Raw genomic sequence first — 19213 nt, 5'->3', positions numbered from 1 at the left:
AATCTAAACTAAAAGAAAACAAACCATGAAAAGCACTCGTAAAATACCCGTAGTCGGGGACGGCTCGTGGGCAGCCATAATTCCTTTCGTGCTCATCACGAGCTGTTTTGCCTTGTGGGGATTTGCCAATGACATTACTACCCCTTTGGTGAAAGCTTTTTCCAAAATCTTTCGCATGAGCGTCACGGAAGGTACACTCGTGCAGGTTGCCTTCTATGGAGGCTATTTTGCCATGGCCTTTCCGGCAGCCATGTTCATACGCCGTTATTCTTATAAGGCCGGTGTCATGCTGGGACTGGGGCTGTATGCTTTGGGAGCGTTCCTGTTCTTCCCTGCCAAAATGACCGGCGATTATTATCCTTTCCTTATAGCCTATTTTGTATTGACTTGCGGACTGTCTTTCCTTGAAACCAGTTGCAATCCCTACATCCTTTCCATGGGGGCGGAAGAAACGGCTATGCGTCGTCTTAATCTGGCTCAGGCGTTTAATCCGATGGGGGCTTTGCTGGGCATGTATGTGGCGATGGAATTTATTCAGCGCCGGCTGCATCCGCTGGATACGGAAGGAAGGGCCTTGCTTTCAGACAGCGAATTTGAGGCCGTACGCGATGCAGACTTGTCTACACTTATTGCTCCTTATCTGGTGATAGGGTTGGCTACGCTTTGCGTGCTGATACTGATCCGTCTGATAAAAATGCCTAAGAATGGGGATGGTTCGGGGAAGATAGACTTCATCCCTACGCTGAAACGTCTTTTCAAGGTTCAGCGTTACCGTGAGGGAGTAATCGTACAATTCTTTTACGTGGGTGCGCAGATTATGTGCTGGACGTTTATCATTCAGTACGGAACCCGTTTGTTTATGGATATGGGGATGGCCGAACAGATGGCTGAGGTGCGTTCTCAGAAGTTTAATATTCTTGCTATGGCGGTATTCTGCGTGAGCCGTTTCGTCTGCACTTTTTTGCTGCGTTTCTTCAATCCCGGGCAGCTGTTGCGGGCGTTGGGTATTGGCGCGGCTCTGTTTACGCTTGGAGTGATGTTTTTTCAGAACATTCTCGGCATGTATTGTATCGTAGGTGTATCAGCCTGCATGTCTTTGATGTTTCCCACAATCTACGGGATTGCTTTGAAAGGACTGGGAGAGGATGCCAAATTCGGGGCCGCTGGCCTGATTATGGCTATCTTGGGCGGGTCAATACTTCCTCCGCTTCAAGCTTCCATTATTGATTTGCATGAATTGTGGGGGATGCCGTCCGTCAATTTGTCGTTTGTATTGCCGTTTATCTGCTTTGTGATCGTTGTCTTTTATGGCCACCGTTCCTATCAGAAGAAATGGTCATAGCAGTATTGGCTGCAGTTGTTCTTCTCCATCCCCTTTTCAAGAAGAGGATGGAGAAGGATTTTTTTAGTTGGTGTAAGTGAATGTATAGGTATAGGTGTTCGTTCCGTTAGAGGTGCTTATGAGCTTGTCGCTTCCCTCTACTCTTTCGTAATCATATCCCCTTTCCGGATCTTCCGGATAGAGCAGTCTGTCTAATACCTTTATATAGTATTCCCATTCTTTCTTAGTGACATGCTCTGTCTTTGTAATGGAGTTGATTCGTCCGTTTTCGCTTAAGTCATAAGCCAGATCATCAGTATCTAAATCGGATGTACTGTAAGTCTTACGGATTTTTTTTCCGATCATTTCTGCCGGATAGCCTTGCGCCATTTCAGATTCATATGCTATTTCGTCTTCGTGGTGAGATACATAATAGTCGCTCCGTTTCCCGATGAATCTTAACAAGGCCAGATAATCAAGGCATTCAGGCCCGTCGCTAGTGTATGATGGATATTCCATACTTTCAAACAGGATGTTCGGGTCGATGTTGAGCGTGTTGTTTGGAGTTGTGCCGTATTTGTTCTCATTTTCTTCCCGACGGCCGCTGGTGCTGTCATCATACCACAAGTAGGTGTATTCGGCAGCTCCGTTTTTGTAAGTATATTTCAAGCTGTATTGAGAGCCATACGATGTTTCCCATGTGATTTCCGAGAGATGGTCAGTATCATCGTATGAGAAATTGTAAGTGATGGCCGGATTATAGTCTGTAGCTTTCGTTTCCATTTTCGATACATATCCGTTGCTTCCCAATACCAGCGTGTAATGCTCTTCATCGCTATCATTGAACTTTTCTGTTGCCCGTATCTCTCCCACGATGCTGTAGTCGAAAGAAGTGGTCATCTTTCCCAGATAGTCCGAATCATTGATTGAATAGATGTATTCAGCTACGCGTCCTTCTGAATCATACTTGAACTCAAGGTCAAAATTAAGGTCATCGTCTGATCCTGTGTATTCGCTCCAGCAGCTCGGCCTGTAGGAAATCTTGCTGACTTTGGCCGGATAGGTTACGCTCTCGATGGGTGCTTCCGGCATATTGCCGTCAGCGTTCTCCGCCCTCTGCTCTACGGTGATGGTTATCACATCGTTGCCGCAACGGATTTCAATCTGCGCCTTGCGTGTGCTTCCCGTCAGATTCGTTGTGAGGGTCAGCGTCAGTGTATACTCGCCCGGTCCTCCGCTGTATTGGCTCAATGTAAGCCACGTTGCTGAACCAGTTTCTGCTCTTGAAGTCACGTCAGTTACGGTTGCCGTCCAGTCTGTGGTGGCCGTAAAGCTTATTCCTCCTCCCGTGCCGGATGTCTGGTCGGCATAGACGGTCTGTGTGGTTTGCGTTCCTTCTGTAAGGATCAGACTCTTGATTGTTTCCTCTTCTTCCGAACATCCTGCCCCGGCAAGCATTAAAATAAGGCAAATGCCCTGTAGCAATAACTTTTTCATGTTTCTGTTCTTTATGTTAGACAATGGTTTTTATACAATTGCAAAGAACGTTAATTTTCTTATAACAGAAATCATGGAAAACGGTGATTTTGCTTGTCGGCTTTGATTTATTTTGATGATTATAAGGGAATTGTAAGTGTAAAAGTCTGCATGTCCGCATCCGTTTCTTCCGCGAACGTTCCGCCGGTAATTTTAATCCGCTCGGCAATCGTTGTCCGTCCGATGCCGCCGGCATTTGCAGCTTCGGGGCATTTGCCGGTTCTGTTTCCGTTGTCTTTGATGCGAAGGGTCAGCGTATGCTCCTCAAGCAGCAGGCCGATTTCTATCTTGGTGGCATTGGCGTGGCGGACGATGTTCGAAAGCAGTTCCTGCATGATGCGGTAAGTTTCGTAAGCCGTCCGTTCCGGGATTTCGTTCCATTCTTTTCCTTTGCATTCCTTGTTCATCGTTACTTGTATGGAATGAGGCATGTGGAACCGGGCAATATAGGCTTCCGCCATTTCATCGAGTGTTGTGTGCTGGAATTTGGGCGGCATAAGTTCGTGCGACACAGACCTTACGTCTTCGCGTATTTGTTCGGTAAGATTCAGCAGATAGTTTCTGGAATCTTCGGGTATGGGCAGTGCCTGAAGTTGGAGGCCTATGCCCAGCAGGTCGTTGCACACTCCGTCGTGCAGCTCCTTGGCAAGTCTGGCCCGTTCCTGTTCCAGTCCTTCGATATAGCTCCGTGCCACATTCAGCTCTTCTTTTCTTTTGGCGTGCCGGCGGCTCAATGCATACCATAAGGCGAGTAAAAGCAAGATGCCGGAAAGTCCGATGGCTGCGAGGGTCCATCTCATCGTTTGGGCTTTCTGGCTGAGCTGCTCTTCGTTGAGCCGGGCTATTTCAAGTTCTTTTTCTTGTGTTTCGTATTTTACGGTCAGCTCCGAGAGTTCTGCGTCAATGGCTTCTTTCCGCAGGCTGTCGGATGCGGCGATGCATTTCTCATAGTATGCAGCGGCCTGTCTGTATTCGTTCAGTTTGGCATAGTTGCGTGCCATTAGCTTATACAGGTTGTCGACAGGAGTCTGTATGTTCTGGCTTCCTTCTTTCAGGATGCGGTGCTGTATGGCCAGGCTTTCCCGATATTTTCCCAATGAAGAGAGAATCTGGAACTGCGTTTCACGGTATCCCATGACCTCCGTCGAATTTTCGGGGAGAAGTGCCGCGGCCCTGTCGGCTTCTTTCATGTAGTGATTGATCGAATCTTTATTGTTTGTCTGGCGGAAAATGCTCAGCAGGAACGTAAGGCACTTCAGCTCGAACTTCGGCTTCTGCTGCTGCCGGGCTTTCTCCAGAACCGGAAGGATAACCCGGGACGCTTCCGCATAGTTCTTTTGCAGGATGAAGATGCTTCCTGCGGTTGCGGCCGCATAGAGTGTCATATCCATGTCGTCGCATTTCTCTGCCTTTTTCATGGCTCGGCGCACATAGTTTTCGGCTTCCGAAAGCCGGGATGTGTTGGCGTAGAGCACGGCGATGCTGGTCAGCAGATGGATTTCTTCGGAAATGGAATTTTCCTCTCCTTCCAGCAGCCCGAGCGCCTTGTTGTAGTAGAACAGGGCGGAATCCGGCATTTCACGCCTCCGGTAGGTCACTCCGGTTGATGTGAGGACAGACACGCGGAACATGCGGCTGTGTGCGAGGCGCACCGCTTCTTTGTCTGCCGAAAGGAAGAGCTGGGTGGCGATGTCCATCTTTCCGGCAGAGAAGTAGGTGTCTGCCAGATTGTTTATCAGTGTCAGGTAAGGTTCGGGCTTGTTCTTGTCGGCATATTTCAGTCCTTCCTTGCAGAAGAAATGCGCGGAGTCGGAGTTGCGGTATACATAATATTCGCTCATCCTGCAATATGCCGCGGCAATGCTGTCGCTGTTTCCGGCATCCAGCGCGTGTTTGAGCTGTGTTTGGAACTGGTCAAGGCTTGCATTGTCGGCGCGGGCGGACAAGAAAAAGAGCAATAGCCAGCAAAGGGTGCATGTTGTTTTCATAATATCTCTTGACAAAATGTGTTCGAATGGTATCGGGGACAAAAATAAGAAAGATTCTTCAAAGTGCAAATGACGGCCTGAAAAACCCGTTCCGCTAAAAAAACATAAAATGGATGCCGTGCGTGCCATTAGGAGGGCGGAGGCTGATGCGGGCAGCAGAAAAATGACTAACTTGACACCCGATTAATGTGCTCTTGATAGCAATACGGAAAAAATTATGCTGCAGATTTACTGTAAAAACAACGGTCAGACCAAAGAATTCCCCGAAGGGAGCTCTCTGCTGGACATCTATGACGGATTCGGCCTGCAAATGCCTTACGGGCCTGTGAGTGCGAAAGTGAACAACAAAGTGGAAAGCCTTACTTTCCGTGTCTATTTCAATAAGGATGTGGAGTTTCTTGACATCACAAGCGATTCGGGTATGCGTACGTATGTACGTTCGCTGGTGTTTATCCTGGCAAAGGCGGTAGACGACCTCTATCCTGCCGGAAGCGTTACGCTGGAGCATCCCATTTCGAAGGGATATTTCTGCAAGCTTCACATCGACCGCTCCATCGGCCTGGACGATGCCATCCGCATCAAGCAGCGGATGCAGGAGATTATTGACGCCGACATTCCTTTTGTCCGCACGGAATGCCATACGGACGATGTTGTCCGTCTGTTCGGAGAACGGGGGATGTTTGACAAGGCGAAGCTGCTTGCCACCTCGGGCCAGCTTTACTCTTATTATTACCGTCTGGGCGATACGGTGGACTGCTATTACAGCAGCCTTGTTCCGAGCACGGGCTTTATCAGCCGTTTCGATATCGTGAAATATTACGACGGACTGCTGCTGCGCATTCCCAACAAGACGGACCCCGAAAAGCTGGAGGACGTGGTGAAGCAGGAAAAGATGCTCGATGTGTTTCAGGAATACCATCACTGGAACCAGATTCTGGGGATCAGTACCGTGGGAGATTTGAACGTTGTATGCCGTGAGGGGCGGGCAACCGAGCTTATCAACGTTTCGGAAGCGCTGCAGGAGAAGAAAATCGCTCAGATAGCGGACGAGATAGCCGGCCGCAGCCAGAACGGGAAGCGCGTGAAGCTGGTGCTCATATCAGGCCCTTCGTCTTCCGGCAAGACGACGTTCAGCAAGAGGCTCAGCATCCAGCTGATAACGAACGGCATGAGGCCTTATCCCATTTCGCTGGACGACTATTTCGTGAACCGCGAAGACACTCCGCTGGATGAAGAAGGGAACCACGACTTTGAGTCGTTCTATGCCCTCGACCTGCCTCTTTTTGAGGAGCAGATGAATGCGCTGATCGAAGGGAAGGAAATCGAACTTCCGCGCTTCAACTTCACAACGGGCAAGCGCGAGATGAGCGGAAAGAAGCTGCGTGTTGACGACAACATGGTTCTGATTCTGGAAGGGATTCATGCGCTGAATCCTGCCCTGACTCCCCGTATCCCGGCCGAAAACAAGTATAAGATCTATGTGTCGGCGCTGACAACCATTCTGCTGGACAATCACAACTACATACCGACGACGGACAACCGCCTGCTGCGCCGCATCATCCGCGACTATAAATACCGCAACTACTCGGCCGAGGCCACAATAGCCCGCTGGCCCAGTGTGCGTGCCGGAGAGCAGAAATGGATATTCCCTTACCAGGAAAATGCGGACGCAATGTTCAATTCGGCGCTGCTCTTCGAACTTCCGGTTCTGAAAGACCATGTGGAGCCGGTGCTGCGGAAAGTGCCCAAGCGCAGCCCGGAATACTCGGAGGCTTATCGCTTGCTGCGTTTCCTCGATTACTTCGTTTCTGTGCAGGACAGCGAGCTGCCTCCCACCTCTCTGTTGCGCGAGTTTTTGGGCGGAAGCAGCTTCAATTATTGACTTCTGCCGGACTTCTTTGGCGATATCCCGTCATTTTTATCTCTTCACTGGAGTGATACGTTCGCATCACTCCAGTGAAGAGATCGTATCATTGCAGTGAGGAGATCGTATCACTCCAGTGAAGAGGTTGCGATGACGGGGGCTTTTTTCTTTTTGTCCGCATGAATGCCGATATTCATTTTAAATTATTATTTTTGCATTCAACTACCAACTAACAGGAATAACCAAATGGCACAAAGTTCACGTCAGATTCAGACACAGGCACAGCAGCAGGTGCAGACACTCTCACCCCAGCAGATACTGGCTGTCAAGCTGTTGGAGCTGCCCACTGTAGAGCTGGAAGAACGCATACATGCCGAATTGCTGGACAATCCGGCTTTGGAAGAGGGCAAGGAAATATCCGGAACGGAAGACGATTTTGATGAAGACTATAATACGAAGGATGAAGACGGCTCTCCCAATACGGATATGGGCGAGGATATCTCTTTGGGCGATTACCGCACGGAAGATGACATTCCGGACTACAAGCTTCAGGAGAACAATCGCTCGAAGGACGACAAGGCAGAAGACATACCCTTCTCGGATACGGTTTCTTTTTATGAAACCTTGAAAGAGCAGCTTGACATGCAGCATCTCACGCCGGAAGAGAAACAGTTGGGCGAGTATCTCATCGGGTCGCTGGACGATGACGGGCTGCTGCGCAAGTCGACCGATACGCTTGCTGACGAACTGGCCATTTATCAGGGAGTCTATACAACTCCGGAACAGTTGGAGCGTGTGCTTGCGGTCATTCAGGATTTTGACCCGGCGGGAATCGGAGCGCGCAGCCTGCAGGAGTGCCTGCTGCTCCAGATCAAACGGAAAGAGGATTCTCCGCTCAAGCAGATTGAGTATGACATCATCAGCAAGTGCTGTGACGACTTTACCAAGAAGAACAAGGAGAAAATCATTCAGAAGCTGAACATTACGGAGCAGCAATATAACGAGGCGGTCGCTGAACTGACCAAGCTGAATCCGCGTCCGGGAAGCTCGATGGGAGAGGCTATAGGGAAAAACCTGCAGCAGATTGTGCCCGACTTCATCGTGGAAACGGGGGACGACGGCTCGATCACTTTAAGCCTGAACAACCGGAATGTTCCTGAACTGCGCCTGAGCCGGGAGTTTGCAGACATGCTTGACGAGCATACCCGCAACAAGGCAAACCAGAGCAAGGAGTCGAAGGATGCCTTCATGTTCCTCAAGCAGAAAGTGGACGCTGCCCAGGGGTTCATCAACGCGGTGAAGCAACGGCAGCAGACATTGATGGGCACCATGCAGGCGATCATCGACTTGCAGAGGCCGTTCTTCGAGGAAGGCGACGAGTCGTTGTTGAGGCCGATGATTCTGAAAGATGTGGCAGAAAGGGCGAAACTCGACGTTTCTACCGTTTCGCGGGTGAGCAACAGCAAGTATGTGCAGACCAACTTCGGAATCTATCCGCTGAAGTTCTTCTTCAGCGACGGGTATACGACTGAAAGCGGCGAGGAACTGTCGGTGCGCGAAATCAAGCGCATCTTGAAGGAATGCGTGGACGGAGAAAACAAGGCGAAGCCTTATACCGACGACGAACTGGCAGACATGCTGAAGGAAAAGGGATATCCTATCGCGCGGCGTACCGTGGCTAAATATCGCCAGCAACTGAACATACCGGTGGCACGGTTGAGAAGATAAGCCTATGGAAGAAAGAGTAACAACGAATATACCTGACGAACTCACCTATCATGAGCATGGCAGGGAGCGGGAACGGCATGAAGCGGACGGGAAGCTGGTTATGGCTTCGCAGATTGTTTCTGCCATTTTCACGCCGTTTATGGTTCCTTTTCTTGCCTTTGTGCTGCTCTTCTTCTTTACATACCTGAACATCATGCCGCTGAAATATAAGCTGGCGGTTTTGGGACTTGTCTATTGTTTTACCATTTTTGTCCCGATGCTCGGCATCTACCTGTTCCAGAAGATCAACGGATGGACTTTGTATGAGCTTGGCGCCCGGAAAAGACGCTACGTGCCTTACTTCATGACGATAATCAGCTATGTGGCCTGCCTTATAGCAATGTACAGGATTCATCTTCCGCGCTACATGAGCGGGATTGTGATGGCTACCTTGATTTGCATGGTTATCTGCTCGGCCGTCAATTTCCGCTGGAAAATCAGCACGCACATGGCCAGCAGCGGCATGATGGTGGGCGGACTGCTGTCTTACAGCTTCATCTTCCGCTTCAACCCCATCGGCTGGCTTTGCTTTTTCATTCTGCTTTCCGGGCTTCTTGGCTCGGCGCGGATTATCGTGCGCCAGCATACGCTGAATGAAGTTGCCGGAGGATTTTTTATCGGATTGTTTTGTGGAGTCATCGGAATTTTGTTTATTTGAATGTCAATATTAACTTTAAAAACTATATCATCATGGAATTTCCAACCAATGTCAAGTACACCAGCGAACATGAATGGATTCGTATCGACGGTGACGTCGCCTATGTCGGAATAACAGATTATGCTCAGGAGCAGTTGGGCGACATTGTTTTTGTGGACATAACAACCGAAGGTGAAACTTTGGAAAAAGGAGAGGTCTTTGGAACGATCGAAGTTGTAAAGACGGTTTCCGACCTGTTCCTTCCGGTAGGAGGAGAGGTGCTTGAAGTGAATCCGGAACTGGAAGAGCATCCGGAGCTCGTGAACAAAGATCCGTATGGCGAAGGATGGCTGATCAAGCTCAGTCCGTCGGATGTGTCAGAAATGGAAGGATTGCTCGATGCGGAAGCATATAAAGGAATTATCAACGAACAATAAAAAAAACAGAAACTGCTGAATGAAAGCGATTGTAAGTATCATTATGGGCAGCACGTCGGATCTTCCGGTTATGGAGAAGGCTGCCAAGCTGCTTGATGAAATGGGGGTGCCTTTTGAGATGAACGCTCTTTCGGCCCACCGCACTCCTGTCGAGGTGGAGAAGTTTGCGAAAGAGGCTGCCGGACGAGGCATCAAAGTGATCATTGCGGCCGCCGGAATGGCAGCTGCACTTCCGGGAGTCATTGCAGCCAATACGACATTGCCGGTTATCGGCGTTCCTGTGAAGGGAGCTGCGCTGGATGGAGTGGACGCGCTTTATTCGATAGTGCAGATGCCTCCGGGAATACCTGTAGCTACGGTTGCCATCAACGGAGCGATGAACGCGGCTATTCTGGCTGTCCAGATGCTGGCTTTGGCAGACGAGGAACTGTCCGGGAAATTTGCGGCTTATAAGGAAGGGCTGAAAAACAAGATCGTAAAGGCCAACGAAGAGTTGAAGGAAGTAAAATACGCTTATAAGACAAATTGATTCAATTGATGGACTATTTCAATTATTTTCGCCGTCAGGCGATTGAAGTATATGTTGGCGCCACTCCTTTGGGTGGCGCTAACCCTATCCGTCTGCAGAGCATGACCAATACGTCTACGATGGATACGGATGCTTGTGTGGAACAGGCCAAGCGCATTGTCGAAGCGGGGGGCGAGTATGTGCGCCTTACCACTCAGGGTGTACGCGAAGCTGAAAATCTGAGGAATATCAATATATCTCTCCGTTCGCAGGGATACAGCACGCCTTTGATTGCCGATGTGCATTTTAATCCGAATGTGGCAGACGTTGCCGCATTGTATGCAGAAAAGGTGCGCATCAATCCGGGAAATTATGTTGATTCGCCCCGCACGTTCAAGAAAATGGAATATACGGACGAGGAATATGCGAAAGAGATAGAAAAGATTCGTGAGCGTTTCGTGCCGTTTCTGAACATCTGCAAGGAAAATCATACAGCCATCCGCATCGGTGTGAATCATGGCTCGTTGTCCGACCGTATCATGTCGCGTTACGGTGACACTCCCGAAGGCATGGTAGAGTCATGCATGGAGTTTCTGCGTATTTGTGTGGAGGAGGATTTCATGAATGTGGTCATTTCTATCAAGGCATCGAATACGGTGGTGATGGTGAAGACCGTGCGTCTGCTTGTGGAGCAGATGGAGAAGGAAGGAATGGCTTTTCCTCTGCATCTGGGAGTGACTGAAGCCGGTGACGGAGAGGATGGGCGCATCAAGTCGGCTTTGGGAATCGGCGCATTGCTTGCCGACGGATTGGGAGATACCATCCGTGTGTCATTGAGCGAAGCTCCAGAAGCGGAGGTTCCGGTGGCACGCAAGTTGGTCAACTATATCGCCGGACGCGAGAATCATCCGTATATTCCGGGGGCAGAGGCTCCGGAATTCTGCTATACGAATCCGTCGCGCCGGCATACGCAGGCTGTCCGCAATATTGGCGGCGAGCATTTGCCTGTAGTTATATCTGCCCGGTTGAATGGCAATATGGAGGTGAGCGGGCAGTTCAAGCCCGACTATATCTATTGTGGGCTGTCGATGCCGGGAAATCGCCGGGAAGATATCGGCTATATTGTGGATGGGGCTGTATGGGACGGAAGCGAGAATGTTTGGCCGGCCTTTAATACAGAGCAGCTGGTTGGCCTGCATCATTGCGGTGCAGCCATGAAGTTTCTGTTTGTATCCTATCTGGGACTTAATGAAGAAGCTATAGCTTGTCTGAAGTGCCATCCGGAAGTGGTGCTGGTGGCTCAAAGCAATCATCCGAACCGTTTGGGAGAATTTCGCGGCATAGCTCATCAGCTGATGAATGAAGGGCTGCATAATCCGCTTGTCTTCTTCCAGTTCTACCAGGAAAAGGAAATTGAGGATCTGGAAATAAAGGCAGCAGCGGATATGGGCGCGTTGATCTTCGACGGTTTCTGCGATGGCATCCTTTTGTATAATCATGGCAATGACATTGCCGACATGAAGGTTGATGAAATTGCTTTCGGGATTCTGCAGGCTGGACGTGTGCGCACGTCAAAAACAGAATATATCTCGTGTCCCGGATGCGGACGCACCATGTATGATTTGGAGTCGACCATTGCGCGTATCAAAGCGGCGACTTCTCATATGCGCGGGCTGAAGATCGGCATTATGGGATGCATTGTGAACGGGCCGGGAGAGATGGCTGACGCCGATTATGGCTATGTCGGTGCGGGCCGCGGAAAGATCAGCCTGTACAAGAAGAAGGAATGCGTGGAAAAGAACATTCCGGAAGAGCAGGCTGTGGAAAAGCTGATAGCTCTGATCAAGGCTAACGAACCGGATATGCAGGTCTGAAATAGGACTGGGTATATAAACATCGGCGGCATTCTTCCGTGCAATTGTCAGCTTGGGAGAATGCCGCCGGTGCTGCTTTGAGGCGTTCCGGTCATTTGTCTTTTCCGGATGGTGCTGACAGGATCTGGTCGTATTGTTTGGTGTCTGTAAGGACTTCGATCGCTTTGTTCAGGTCGTCGTCGTCTTTCAGGCGTTCCATTACAGCTCCTCGCTGGTAGAAATAGCGTGTGACGATTTCCTGTGATATATATTCTTTGATCGGTTTTGCGAAAACATCCAGATCTCTGTCGAGATTATGGTTCAGTTTCTTTTCAAGCGCTTTGAACTCTTCGGCTGCTTCATCCATGTATCCTTCGAACTCGGCGACCTCTTTCAGGTTTTTCAGCACTTTTTCGCTTTGTCTGTCGTAAGTGAACTTGCGTGATTTCACCAGCTTTTTGAAGTCTTCGTAATCCTGGTCTGTCAGTTTGAACGCATCTACAGATGCCAGTGCCGGGTGGTCCCAGCAATACTGGGTGGCGTAATCAAAAATCAGATCGTCGTTCATCAGATAAAACACTATGTTCGGGATGCGGTCGCCTTTTACTTCAATGTCCGGACGTATTCCTCCGCCGTCGCGCACCTCACGTCCTGCGGCTGTATGGAAAACATGGGTAAGGCTGTCCGGAATACGGGCAACGGAGCCGTCCGCATTCTTTTTTGCATAGTCGATGGCCTGTATGCAGCGTCCGCTGGGAATATAGTATTTGGATGTAGTAACTTTCAGCGTTCCGTTGTACGGCAGCGGACGGATGGTCTGCACCAGCCCTTTACCGAAGGTGCGGGTGCCGATGATGACGGCACGGTCCAGATCTTGCATCGAGCCGCTGACGATTTCGGACGCCGATGCTGTGGCGCCATTCACCAGTACGGCTATAGGAATCTGTGTGTCGACCGGCTCGCTTTGCGTCTTGAAAGATCCTTGTCCTTGTTTCAACTTTCCTTTTGTTATAACAATTTCCTTTCCTTTCGGAACGAAAAGATTCACAATGTCTACCGCTTCGGCCAGTGAACCTCCGCCATTGTCGCGCAGGTCGATGATCAATGATTTTGCTCCTTTCTGCTTCAGTTCGATGAATGCTTTCTTGAAGTCCTTCGCTGAATTTTCAGTGAAGCTGGATAGCGACAGGTATCCGATGCTGTCGCGTACCATGCCGTAGTAGGGGATAGGGTTTGTGCGGATATTTTTCCGGGTAATCTGGAATTCGAGGACAGTGCTGTCGTTCTTCAGAGGCCGCAGGACTTTCAGTATGAATGATGTTCCAGGCTCGCCGCGCAGTGCCTCGCTGACCTTGGATGAAAACTCCTGGGGTTTCATGTTGCCTCGAACCATCTCTTTTCCGCCTACGGAGAGGATGATGTCACCCGCCTTGACTCCGGCCTCTGCTGCAGGCATTCCTTCTGTCGGCTCCACAACGGCGATGCGGTCTTTTGCCTCATAATAGCGTATGGCTGCTCCGATGCCCCCGTACTTTCCGGTGGTCATTTCTTTCAGGCTGCTTACTTCTTCTTCCGGATAGTATTCCGTATAAGGATCTGTGAGGGCAAGCATGCCTTCCACTCCGTTCTGGATCATCTCTTCCGGCTTGATGGTGTCTACGTAAAACATGTCCAGCTCCTTGAAAATCGCATTGAACAAGTCAAGGTTCTTTGCTATCTGAAAGTTCCTGTCGTCTTCTTTTCCCTGGAAACTGGCCAGGCCGAATCCCAGTAAAACTGTAAAAATCCCGGCCAAAGTTTTTCTTGTATTCATAATATCCGTCTTTTTCTGAATTTACAGACCGCAAATAAACACATAATTCTAATCACCGTTGTAGAACTGTGCCAATATTTAACTTAATTTGTTTTCATCATGGCTTTTCGGGCATAAAATCTCATTCAATTGTAGTGTCGTGATGGAGAAAGCGGGGCGAAATGCCATATTTTTCAGTATTAAACGACATTTTTTTTGCGAAGATATTGCATAATTCAAAATAACCTGCTACCTTTGCCACGCAATTGAGAAAAACCTTCTTCAGTAGCTCAGTCGGTTAGAGCATCTGACTGTTAATCAGAGGGTCGTTGGTTCAAGTCCAACCTGAAGAGCTTTTTTCTGAATGCTTTATCTTCTTCAGTAGCTCAGTCGGTTAGAGCATCTGACTGTTAATCAGAGGGTCGTTGGTTCAAGTCCAACCTGAAGAGCTTTTTTCGAATACTTTATCTTCTTCAGTAGCTCAGTCGGTTAGAGCATCTGACTGTTAATCAGAGGGTCGTTGGTTCAAGTCCAACCTGAAGAGCTTTCAGAGGAAATGTGGGCGCATGTTTCCTCTTTTTCTTTTAAAAGAATCCGTCCTTATATAGAGTCCATATCCTAATGCATTTGTGGTTTGTCAATTGCAATATACACTTTGCATCTGTGTTTCTCAGTTGTAAAAATGTAATGATTTATGTCAACAATATGTGTTGTCAGACATATTTTCTTTTTCGCGGAACGCGCTTGTTCCACTTTTATTGCTACATTTGCATACGGAAATCATTTATTAACAACTATAATATTTACAACAATGGTTAATTACAAAGATTTAGGTCTGGTAAACACTAGAGATATGTTTGCTAGAGCAATTAAGGGTGGCTATGCTATTCCGGCTTTCAACTTCAACAATATGGAACAGTTGCAGGCTATCATCAAGGCTTCTGTTGAAACTAAATCTCCGGTTATTCTTCAGGTATCTAAAGGCGCACGTAACTATGCAAACCAGACTTTGCTGCGTTACATGGCTGAAGGTGCTGTAGCATACGCTAAGGAAATGGGTTGCGAACATCCTGAAATCGTTCTTCACCTTGACCATGGAGATTCTTTCGAACTCTGCAAATCTTGTGTAGACCTCGGCTTCTCTTCTGTAATGATTGACGGTTCTCATCTGCCTTACGAAGAAAACGTTGCTTTGACTAAGAAAGTCGTTGAATATGCTCATCAGTTTGATGTAACGGTTGAAGGCGAGCTGGGCGTATTGGCCGGTGTAGAAGATGAAGTTTCTGCAGAACACCATACATATACTAACCCTGAAGAAGTTATTGATTTTGCTACACGCACAGGCTGCGACTCTCTGGCAATCTCAATCGGTACTTCTCACGGTGCTTACAAGTTCAAACCCGAACAGTGCCACCTGGATCCGAAGACCGGACGTCTGGTTCCTCCTCCATTGGCATTCGATGTATTGGACGCTGTAATGGAAAAACTGCCGGGCTTCCCTATCGTTCTTCACGGATCTTCTTCAGTTCCTCAGGAATATGTAGATATGATCAACCAGTATGGCGGCAAGCTGGAAGCTGCTATCGGTATTCCGGAAGAAGAGCTGCGTAAGGCTGCCAAGTCTGCTGTTTGCAAGATCAACATCGACTCAGACTCTCGTTTGGCTATGACTGCAGCTGTCCGCAGAGTATTCGCTGAAAAACCGGCTGAATTCGATCCTCGCAAATACCTGGGTCCGGCTCGTGACGAAATGGAAAAGATGTACAAACATAAAATTCTTAACGTTCTGGGTTCTGACGGCAAGTTGGCTCAGTGCTGATAGAATTAAGTCTATACACCTTATAACAAAGATAAAAGGCTGTCCGGATGGGCAGCCTTTTTTAATGTGTCAGATTTCTCCCGATTTTATTCCGGCTGGAAATTACCAGAACTTGTTTTGCTTGGCATCGTATTCGAAGCCCGCCTCTTTCAGGCTCTTGACTATTTCGTCCTTGCTGACATTCAGGTCTGAGCAAAGCGCATCCAGTGAAGGATAGAAATCTCTGAGTTTCATATTGATGAAGCTGTAAAGCATCATCGGATCTTTGGGCAGTTCCATAATCTTGACTTGTTGTTTTTTCCGCGCAAAGTTATCGTTTTTCCGCTTATCTTGTTATCGGTTATGGCGTATTTTTCTAACTTTGCCGCGTTATGTCAGCAAAACGTTATATTGAGGATAAGGATTTCGGGCGCATCACGTTGGCCCTGCGCCGCAGAATGCGCAACATCACGGTGCGTGTGAAGCCTGAAGGATTGCAGGTGACTGTGCCGCCCTACACAAAAATCGAGCGGGTGCTGCAGGTCATCTCCCAGCACCGTGAAGACTTGTTGGAGCAATACAGCAGGGTGGCGGCAAAGCCGGTTGATTTCGATTTCAGAATTGAGGCTGAATGCTTCCGGCTTTCTCTTGAGCCGAGCAGGCTCAAATGTTTCACGGTCCGTCAGACGGATTCCGGCGAAATGAAAATCTATTGTCCGCACGATACCGACTTTTCTTTGAAAGAAGTGCAGAAACTTGTGCGCGGTGCCATTCTTCGTGCACTGAAGAAATCGGCGGCCGAAATCCTTCCTCCGCTGGTAAGCGAGTGGGCTGGACGTTACGGGCTTGCTTACCGTAAGGTGAGGATTACGGGAGCGCGTTCCAGATGGGGGAGCTGTACGGCGGCAAAGACTATCAGCCTGTCGTGTTATCTGATGCTGGTGCCGTCGCATCTGATGGACTATGTGATTCTTCACGAGCTGGCACATACGAAAGAAATGAATCACGGTCCCCGCTTCTGGGAGCTTCTTGATGCGATGACGGCTGGCCATGCGCACCAGTTGAGGAATGAACTTCGCGGCTTTCACACTTCTTTTTGATTTATGTCAAGAAATCGCCTTCCCGGTTTATCGGGACAAAATTTGGCGTAATTTTGCACGCTGAAAAATCAGAAGGAATAATCGATGAAGAAAAGTTTGTTGGCGCTTGCCTCCGGTACGTTGGGGCTGGGGATAGCAGAATTTGTCATGATGGGGATATTGCCAAATGTGGCCCACGATTTGAATATAAGCATTCCTGAAGCAGGTCATTTCATTTCCGCATACGCTGTCGGCGTGTGTGTCGGCGCGCCGTTGATGGTAGCGGTGGCCCGTACTCGTCCGTTGAAGCAAATACTTTTGGGCTTGACGGCCATTTATATTCTGGGCAATGTCTGTGCGGCGTTTGCTCCCAACTATTGGATGCTGCTGTTCATGCGTTTCGTTTCGGGTCTTCCGCACGGCGCTTTCTTCGGGGCAGGTTCCATTGTGGCTGAAAAGGTGGCTGACAAGGGAAAGGCTTCGCAGGCGGTGGCTCTGATGACCGCAGGAATGACCGTTGCCAACCTGTTTGGAGTTCCTTTCGGCACGATGCTGAGCAACATGGTGACGTGGCGCTTCCCCTTCATGTTCAATGGGGCATGGGGGCTGCTGGTGTTCTTTCTTATATGGAAATGGATTCCGGCGATTCCTGCATTGCCTGACACCGGCTTCAAGGGGCAGTTCCGCTTTCTGAAGAACCTGGCTCCCTGGCTGATTATCTTTACCACGATGTTCGGAAATGGGGGAGTGTTCTGCTGGTTCAGCTATGTTACTCCCCAGATGATCAATGTGGGAGGGTTCACTCCCGGAAACATGACGCTCATCATGATGCTGGCAGGGCTGGGAATGACCGTAGGCAATCTGGTAGGAGGAAAGTGCGGCGACCTCTACGGCCTGGCTCCAGTGATCAGGTTTACGCAAGTGTGCATGATGTTTGCTCTGCTGGGAACCTTTTTCTTTGCAGGCGTGCCCTGGCTTGCCGTAGCATTGATGGGAGTATGTACGGCTGCCCTGTTTGCCGTGTCCCCTCCCCAGCAATTGCTGCTTCTGCAGAACTCGCGGGGCAGTGAACTGATGGGAGCCGCGTGCGTTCAGATTGCCTTCAATTTGGGCAACGCATTGGGCGCGTATGTGGGCGGCCTGCCTATTGAGATGGGGCTCGGATACCGTTATCCGGCACTGGCCGGCGTGTTTATTGTGATGGTAGGCTTCATCAGTGTGTCGGTTTATGTGAGGCGTGAGAAAAAGCTCAATTCATTGCTGGTACAAAGATAATGGAACAGGTTATTCAACAACATTCGGTTCGGGTCCGTTCGGAGCTGCGCAAGCTGGTCGTCCCGATATTTATCGAAACATTGCTGATCATGATGCTCGGTGCGATGGATACCATCATGCTGAGCCAGTATTCTGACGAGAGTGTGGCTGCCGTGGGTGTGGTCAATCAGATCGTCATGTTTGCCTTTCTGGTGTTCGAGGTCATCAATATCGGTACTTCCGTGCTGTGTTCCCAGTATCTGGGTGCCGGATTGCGCAACAAGATGGTTCAGGTGGTGGGAGTTTCCCTGCTGCTGAACCTGGCTGTAGGGCTTGTTATCAGTGCGATTCTGTATTTTGGCGCTCCAACGCTTTTGGGATGGATGGGCTTGCGTCCGGAATTGCTGAAATACGGAGTCGGATACATGGAGATTGTAGGAGCGTTTGCTTTCTTTCAGGCCCTTTCGCTGACCGTTTCGGCTTCGTTGCGGAGCGCGAACAAGGCCGTTTATCCGATGCTTGTGACGGTGCTGGTGAACGTGATGAACATCATCGGCAACTACATGCTGATATTTGGAAAGTTCGGCATGCCCGAGCTGGGTGCTGAAGGCGCGGCCATTTCAACGGCATTTTCCCGCGGCGTGAGCATGGTTGTGCTGTTCGTTATCCTGTTCCGCAAGCACATCCCACGTTTTCCGCGGGCCTATTTCCGTCCTTTCCCCTGGGTTGAGCTGAAGAACCTGCTGAAAGTCGGTCTGCCTTCTGCCGGAGAGAATATGTCTTATAGCTTTTCGCAGGTTGTCATCACTTACCTTATCAACATACTGGGAAACGATGCCCTGGCTACACGCACCTATACCGTGAATACGACGATGTTCGTTTATTTGTTCGCCATAGCCATGGCGCAAGGCGGAGCGATCTGTATCGGGCACCTGGTGGGGCGGAAGAAGATTCATGCGGCCTATCTTCTCGGCAAGTACGTGATGCGGCTTTCAATTCTCGTGTCGTTGGCATTGTCGTGCGTCTGGGCAATCTCCGGCCATGCCATCTTCGACTGGCTGACTGACAATGAAGAGATTATCCGTCTGGGCGTGACTGTTCTTGTGGTTGACGTGATCGTTGAAATCGGCCGTGCCGTGAACATTTACGCCACCAATGCCCTCCGTTCTGCAGGAGATGTGAATTATCCGTTCTACGTAGGGCTGGTTGTGCAATGGACCGTATCGGTCGGGCTCAGCTATTTCTTCGGCATCTGTCTCGGCTGGGGACTGGTAGGCATGTGGTGCGCATTCCTGCTTGACGAAAACATCCGGGCATTTATCTTCGTCAAGCGCTGGAACAGTTTGAAATGGGCTAAAAAGGGCTTCGTGAAGTAGATG

Annotated in this window: 15 protein-coding genes and 3 tRNA genes; 14 read left to right on the top strand and 4 right to left on the bottom strand. The window is 49.4% G+C overall.

Going from position 1 to position 19213, the window contains the following annotated elements; all coding sequences use genetic code 11:
* The first annotated feature begins 25 nt into the window (after positions 1-25).
* On the top strand, positions 26-1342 hold the full coding sequence (gene fucP, locus QUW60_RS10065) for an L-fucose:H+ symporter permease (protein WP_258337160.1): 1317 nt from the start codon (positions 26-28) through the stop codon (positions 1340-1342).
* A gap of 63 nt (positions 1343-1405) precedes the next feature.
* Here the strand turns inward: fucP and QUW60_RS10060 are convergent, their stop codons facing one another.
* Positions 1406-2818 carry a BACON domain-containing protein gene (locus QUW60_RS10060; protein ID WP_289560211.1) on the bottom strand — a complete coding sequence of 471 codons (1413 nt, stop codon included), beginning with the start codon at positions 2816-2818 and terminating at the stop codon, positions 1406-1408.
* A gap of 119 nt (positions 2819-2937) precedes the next feature.
* Positions 2938-4845: a tetratricopeptide repeat-containing sensor histidine kinase gene (locus tag QUW60_RS10055; RefSeq protein WP_289560209.1), complete on the bottom strand. Its 1908-nt coding sequence runs from the start codon at positions 4843-4845 to the stop codon at positions 2938-2940.
* Positions 4846-5062: 217 nt separating this feature from the next.
* Between QUW60_RS10055 and QUW60_RS10050 the strand changes: the two genes are divergently transcribed.
* The 6 genes from QUW60_RS10050 to QUW60_RS10025 all read left to right on the top strand — a co-directional run bounded on the left by QUW60_RS10050 (position 5063) and on the right by QUW60_RS10025 (position 11932).
* Positions 5063-6727 carry a nucleoside kinase gene (locus QUW60_RS10050; protein WP_289560207.1) on the top strand — a complete coding sequence of 555 codons (1665 nt, stop codon included), beginning with the start codon at positions 5063-5065 and terminating at the stop codon, positions 6725-6727.
* A gap of 228 nt (positions 6728-6955) precedes the next feature.
* Complete coding sequence (rpoN, locus tag QUW60_RS10045) at positions 6956-8437, top strand: RNA polymerase factor sigma-54 (protein ID WP_289560205.1); 1482 nt, start codon at positions 6956-6958, stop codon at positions 8435-8437.
* 100 nt (positions 8438-8537) lie between these two features.
* On the top strand, positions 8538-9134 hold the full coding sequence (locus tag QUW60_RS10040; RefSeq protein WP_289560248.1) for a hypothetical protein: 597 nt from the start codon (positions 8538-8540) through the stop codon (positions 9132-9134).
* Positions 9135-9166: 32 nt separating this feature from the next.
* Positions 9167-9550, top strand: coding sequence for a glycine cleavage system protein GcvH (gene gcvH, locus QUW60_RS10035; RefSeq protein WP_258337155.1), 384 nt, complete (start codon positions 9167-9169; stop codon positions 9548-9550).
* Between the two features lie 19 nt (positions 9551-9569).
* Positions 9570-10079, top strand: a complete 510-nt coding sequence (gene purE / locus QUW60_RS10030; protein ID WP_289560203.1) for a 5-(carboxyamino)imidazole ribonucleotide mutase — start codon at positions 9570-9572, stop codon at positions 10077-10079.
* Positions 10080-10087: 8 nt separating this feature from the next.
* Positions 10088-11932, top strand: a complete 1845-nt coding sequence (locus QUW60_RS10025) for a 4-hydroxy-3-methylbut-2-en-1-yl diphosphate synthase (protein ID WP_289560201.1) — start codon at positions 10088-10090, stop codon at positions 11930-11932.
* 91 nt (positions 11933-12023) lie between these two features.
* Here QUW60_RS10025 and QUW60_RS10020 read toward each other — a convergent pair whose 3' ends face one another.
* On the bottom strand, positions 12024-13724 hold the full coding sequence (locus tag QUW60_RS10020; RefSeq protein ID WP_258337152.1) for a S41 family peptidase: 1701 nt from the start codon (positions 13722-13724) through the stop codon (positions 12024-12026).
* Between the two features lie 258 nt (positions 13725-13982).
* Between QUW60_RS10020 and QUW60_RS10015 the strand changes: the two genes are divergently transcribed.
* The 4 genes from QUW60_RS10015 (at position 13983) to QUW60_RS10000 (ending at position 15522) form a co-directional block, all read left to right on the top strand.
* Positions 13983-14056, top strand: a tRNA-Asn gene (locus QUW60_RS10015).
* Positions 14057-14078: 22 nt separating this feature from the next.
* A tRNA-Asn gene (locus QUW60_RS10010) sits at positions 14079-14152 on the top strand.
* Positions 14153-14173: 21 nt separating this feature from the next.
* A tRNA-Asn gene (locus tag QUW60_RS10005) sits at positions 14174-14247 on the top strand.
* A gap of 267 nt (positions 14248-14514) precedes the next feature.
* A complete protein-coding gene (locus tag QUW60_RS10000; RefSeq protein ID WP_258337151.1) occupies positions 14515-15522 on the top strand; it encodes a class II fructose-bisphosphate aldolase in 1008 nt (335 codons plus the stop codon).
* Between the two features lie 102 nt (positions 15523-15624).
* Here the strand turns inward: QUW60_RS10000 and QUW60_RS09995 are convergent, their stop codons facing one another.
* Positions 15625-15801, bottom strand: a complete 177-nt coding sequence (locus QUW60_RS09995) for a DUF4250 domain-containing protein (protein WP_258337150.1) — start codon at positions 15799-15801, stop codon at positions 15625-15627.
* 92 nt (positions 15802-15893) lie between these two features.
* Here QUW60_RS09995 and QUW60_RS09990 point away from each other — a divergent pair, with 92 nt between their 5' ends.
* The 3 genes from QUW60_RS09990 (at position 15894) to QUW60_RS09980 (ending at position 19210) form a co-directional block, all read left to right on the top strand.
* Positions 15894-16601 (top strand): M48 family metallopeptidase, encoded by a 708-nt coding sequence (locus QUW60_RS09990; protein ID WP_289560198.1) that lies wholly within the window; start codon positions 15894-15896, stop codon positions 16599-16601.
* 84 nt (positions 16602-16685) lie between these two features.
* Positions 16686-17855 carry an MFS transporter AraJ gene (gene araJ / locus QUW60_RS09985; RefSeq protein ID WP_258337148.1) on the top strand — a complete coding sequence of 390 codons (1170 nt, stop codon included), beginning with the start codon at positions 16686-16688 and terminating at the stop codon, positions 17853-17855.
* Positions 17855-19210: an MATE family efflux transporter gene (locus QUW60_RS09980; protein ID WP_258337147.1), complete on the top strand. Its 1356-nt coding sequence runs from the start codon at positions 17855-17857 to the stop codon at positions 19208-19210. The genes araJ and QUW60_RS09980 overlap by 1 nt, the downstream gene beginning before the upstream one ends.
* Positions 19211-19213: the final 3 nt, after the last annotated feature.

This window comes from Bacteroides gallinaceum, from assembly GCF_030373775.1.
GTDB classification, from domain to species: domain Bacteria; phylum Bacteroidota; class Bacteroidia; order Bacteroidales; family Bacteroidaceae; genus Phocaeicola; species Phocaeicola excrementipullorum.
This window is presented reverse-complemented; position numbering and strand designations above follow the sequence as displayed.

Bases quoted from the DNA above. Each gene is read 5' to 3' on its own strand.
- fucP (WP_258337160.1), top strand. From the start codon at position 26: ATGAAAAGCACTCGTAAAATACCCGTAGTCGGGGACGGCTCGTGGGCA.
- QUW60_RS10060 (WP_289560211.1), bottom strand. From the start codon at position 2,818: ATGAAAAAGTTATTGCTACAGGGCATTTGCCTTATTTTAATGCTTGCC.
- QUW60_RS10055 (WP_289560209.1), bottom strand. From the start codon at position 4,845: ATGAAAACAACATGCACCCTTTGCTGGCTATTGCTCTTTTTCTTGTCC.
- QUW60_RS10050 (WP_289560207.1), top strand. From the start codon at position 5,063: ATGCTGCAGATTTACTGTAAAAACAACGGTCAGACCAAAGAATTCCCC.
- rpoN (WP_289560205.1), top strand. From the start codon at position 6,956: ATGGCACAAAGTTCACGTCAGATTCAGACACAGGCACAGCAGCAGGTG.
- QUW60_RS10040 (WP_289560248.1), top strand. From the start codon at position 8,538: ATGGCTTCGCAGATTGTTTCTGCCATTTTCACGCCGTTTATGGTTCCT.
- gcvH (WP_258337155.1), top strand. From the start codon at position 9,167: ATGGAATTTCCAACCAATGTCAAGTACACCAGCGAACATGAATGGATT.
- purE (WP_289560203.1), top strand. From the start codon at position 9,570: ATGAAAGCGATTGTAAGTATCATTATGGGCAGCACGTCGGATCTTCCG.
- QUW60_RS10025 (WP_289560201.1), top strand. From the start codon at position 10,088: ATGGACTATTTCAATTATTTTCGCCGTCAGGCGATTGAAGTATATGTT.
- QUW60_RS10020 (WP_258337152.1), bottom strand. From the start codon at position 13,724: ATGAATACAAGAAAAACTTTGGCCGGGATTTTTACAGTTTTACTGGGA.
- QUW60_RS10000 (WP_258337151.1), top strand. From the start codon at position 14,515: ATGGTTAATTACAAAGATTTAGGTCTGGTAAACACTAGAGATATGTTT.
- QUW60_RS09995 (WP_258337150.1), bottom strand. From the start codon at position 15,801: ATGGAACTGCCCAAAGATCCGATGATGCTTTACAGCTTCATCAATATG.
- QUW60_RS09990 (WP_289560198.1), top strand. From the start codon at position 15,894: ATGTCAGCAAAACGTTATATTGAGGATAAGGATTTCGGGCGCATCACG.
- araJ (WP_258337148.1), top strand. From the start codon at position 16,686: ATGAAGAAAAGTTTGTTGGCGCTTGCCTCCGGTACGTTGGGGCTGGGG.
- QUW60_RS09980 (WP_258337147.1), top strand. From the start codon at position 17,855: ATGGAACAGGTTATTCAACAACATTCGGTTCGGGTCCGTTCGGAGCTG.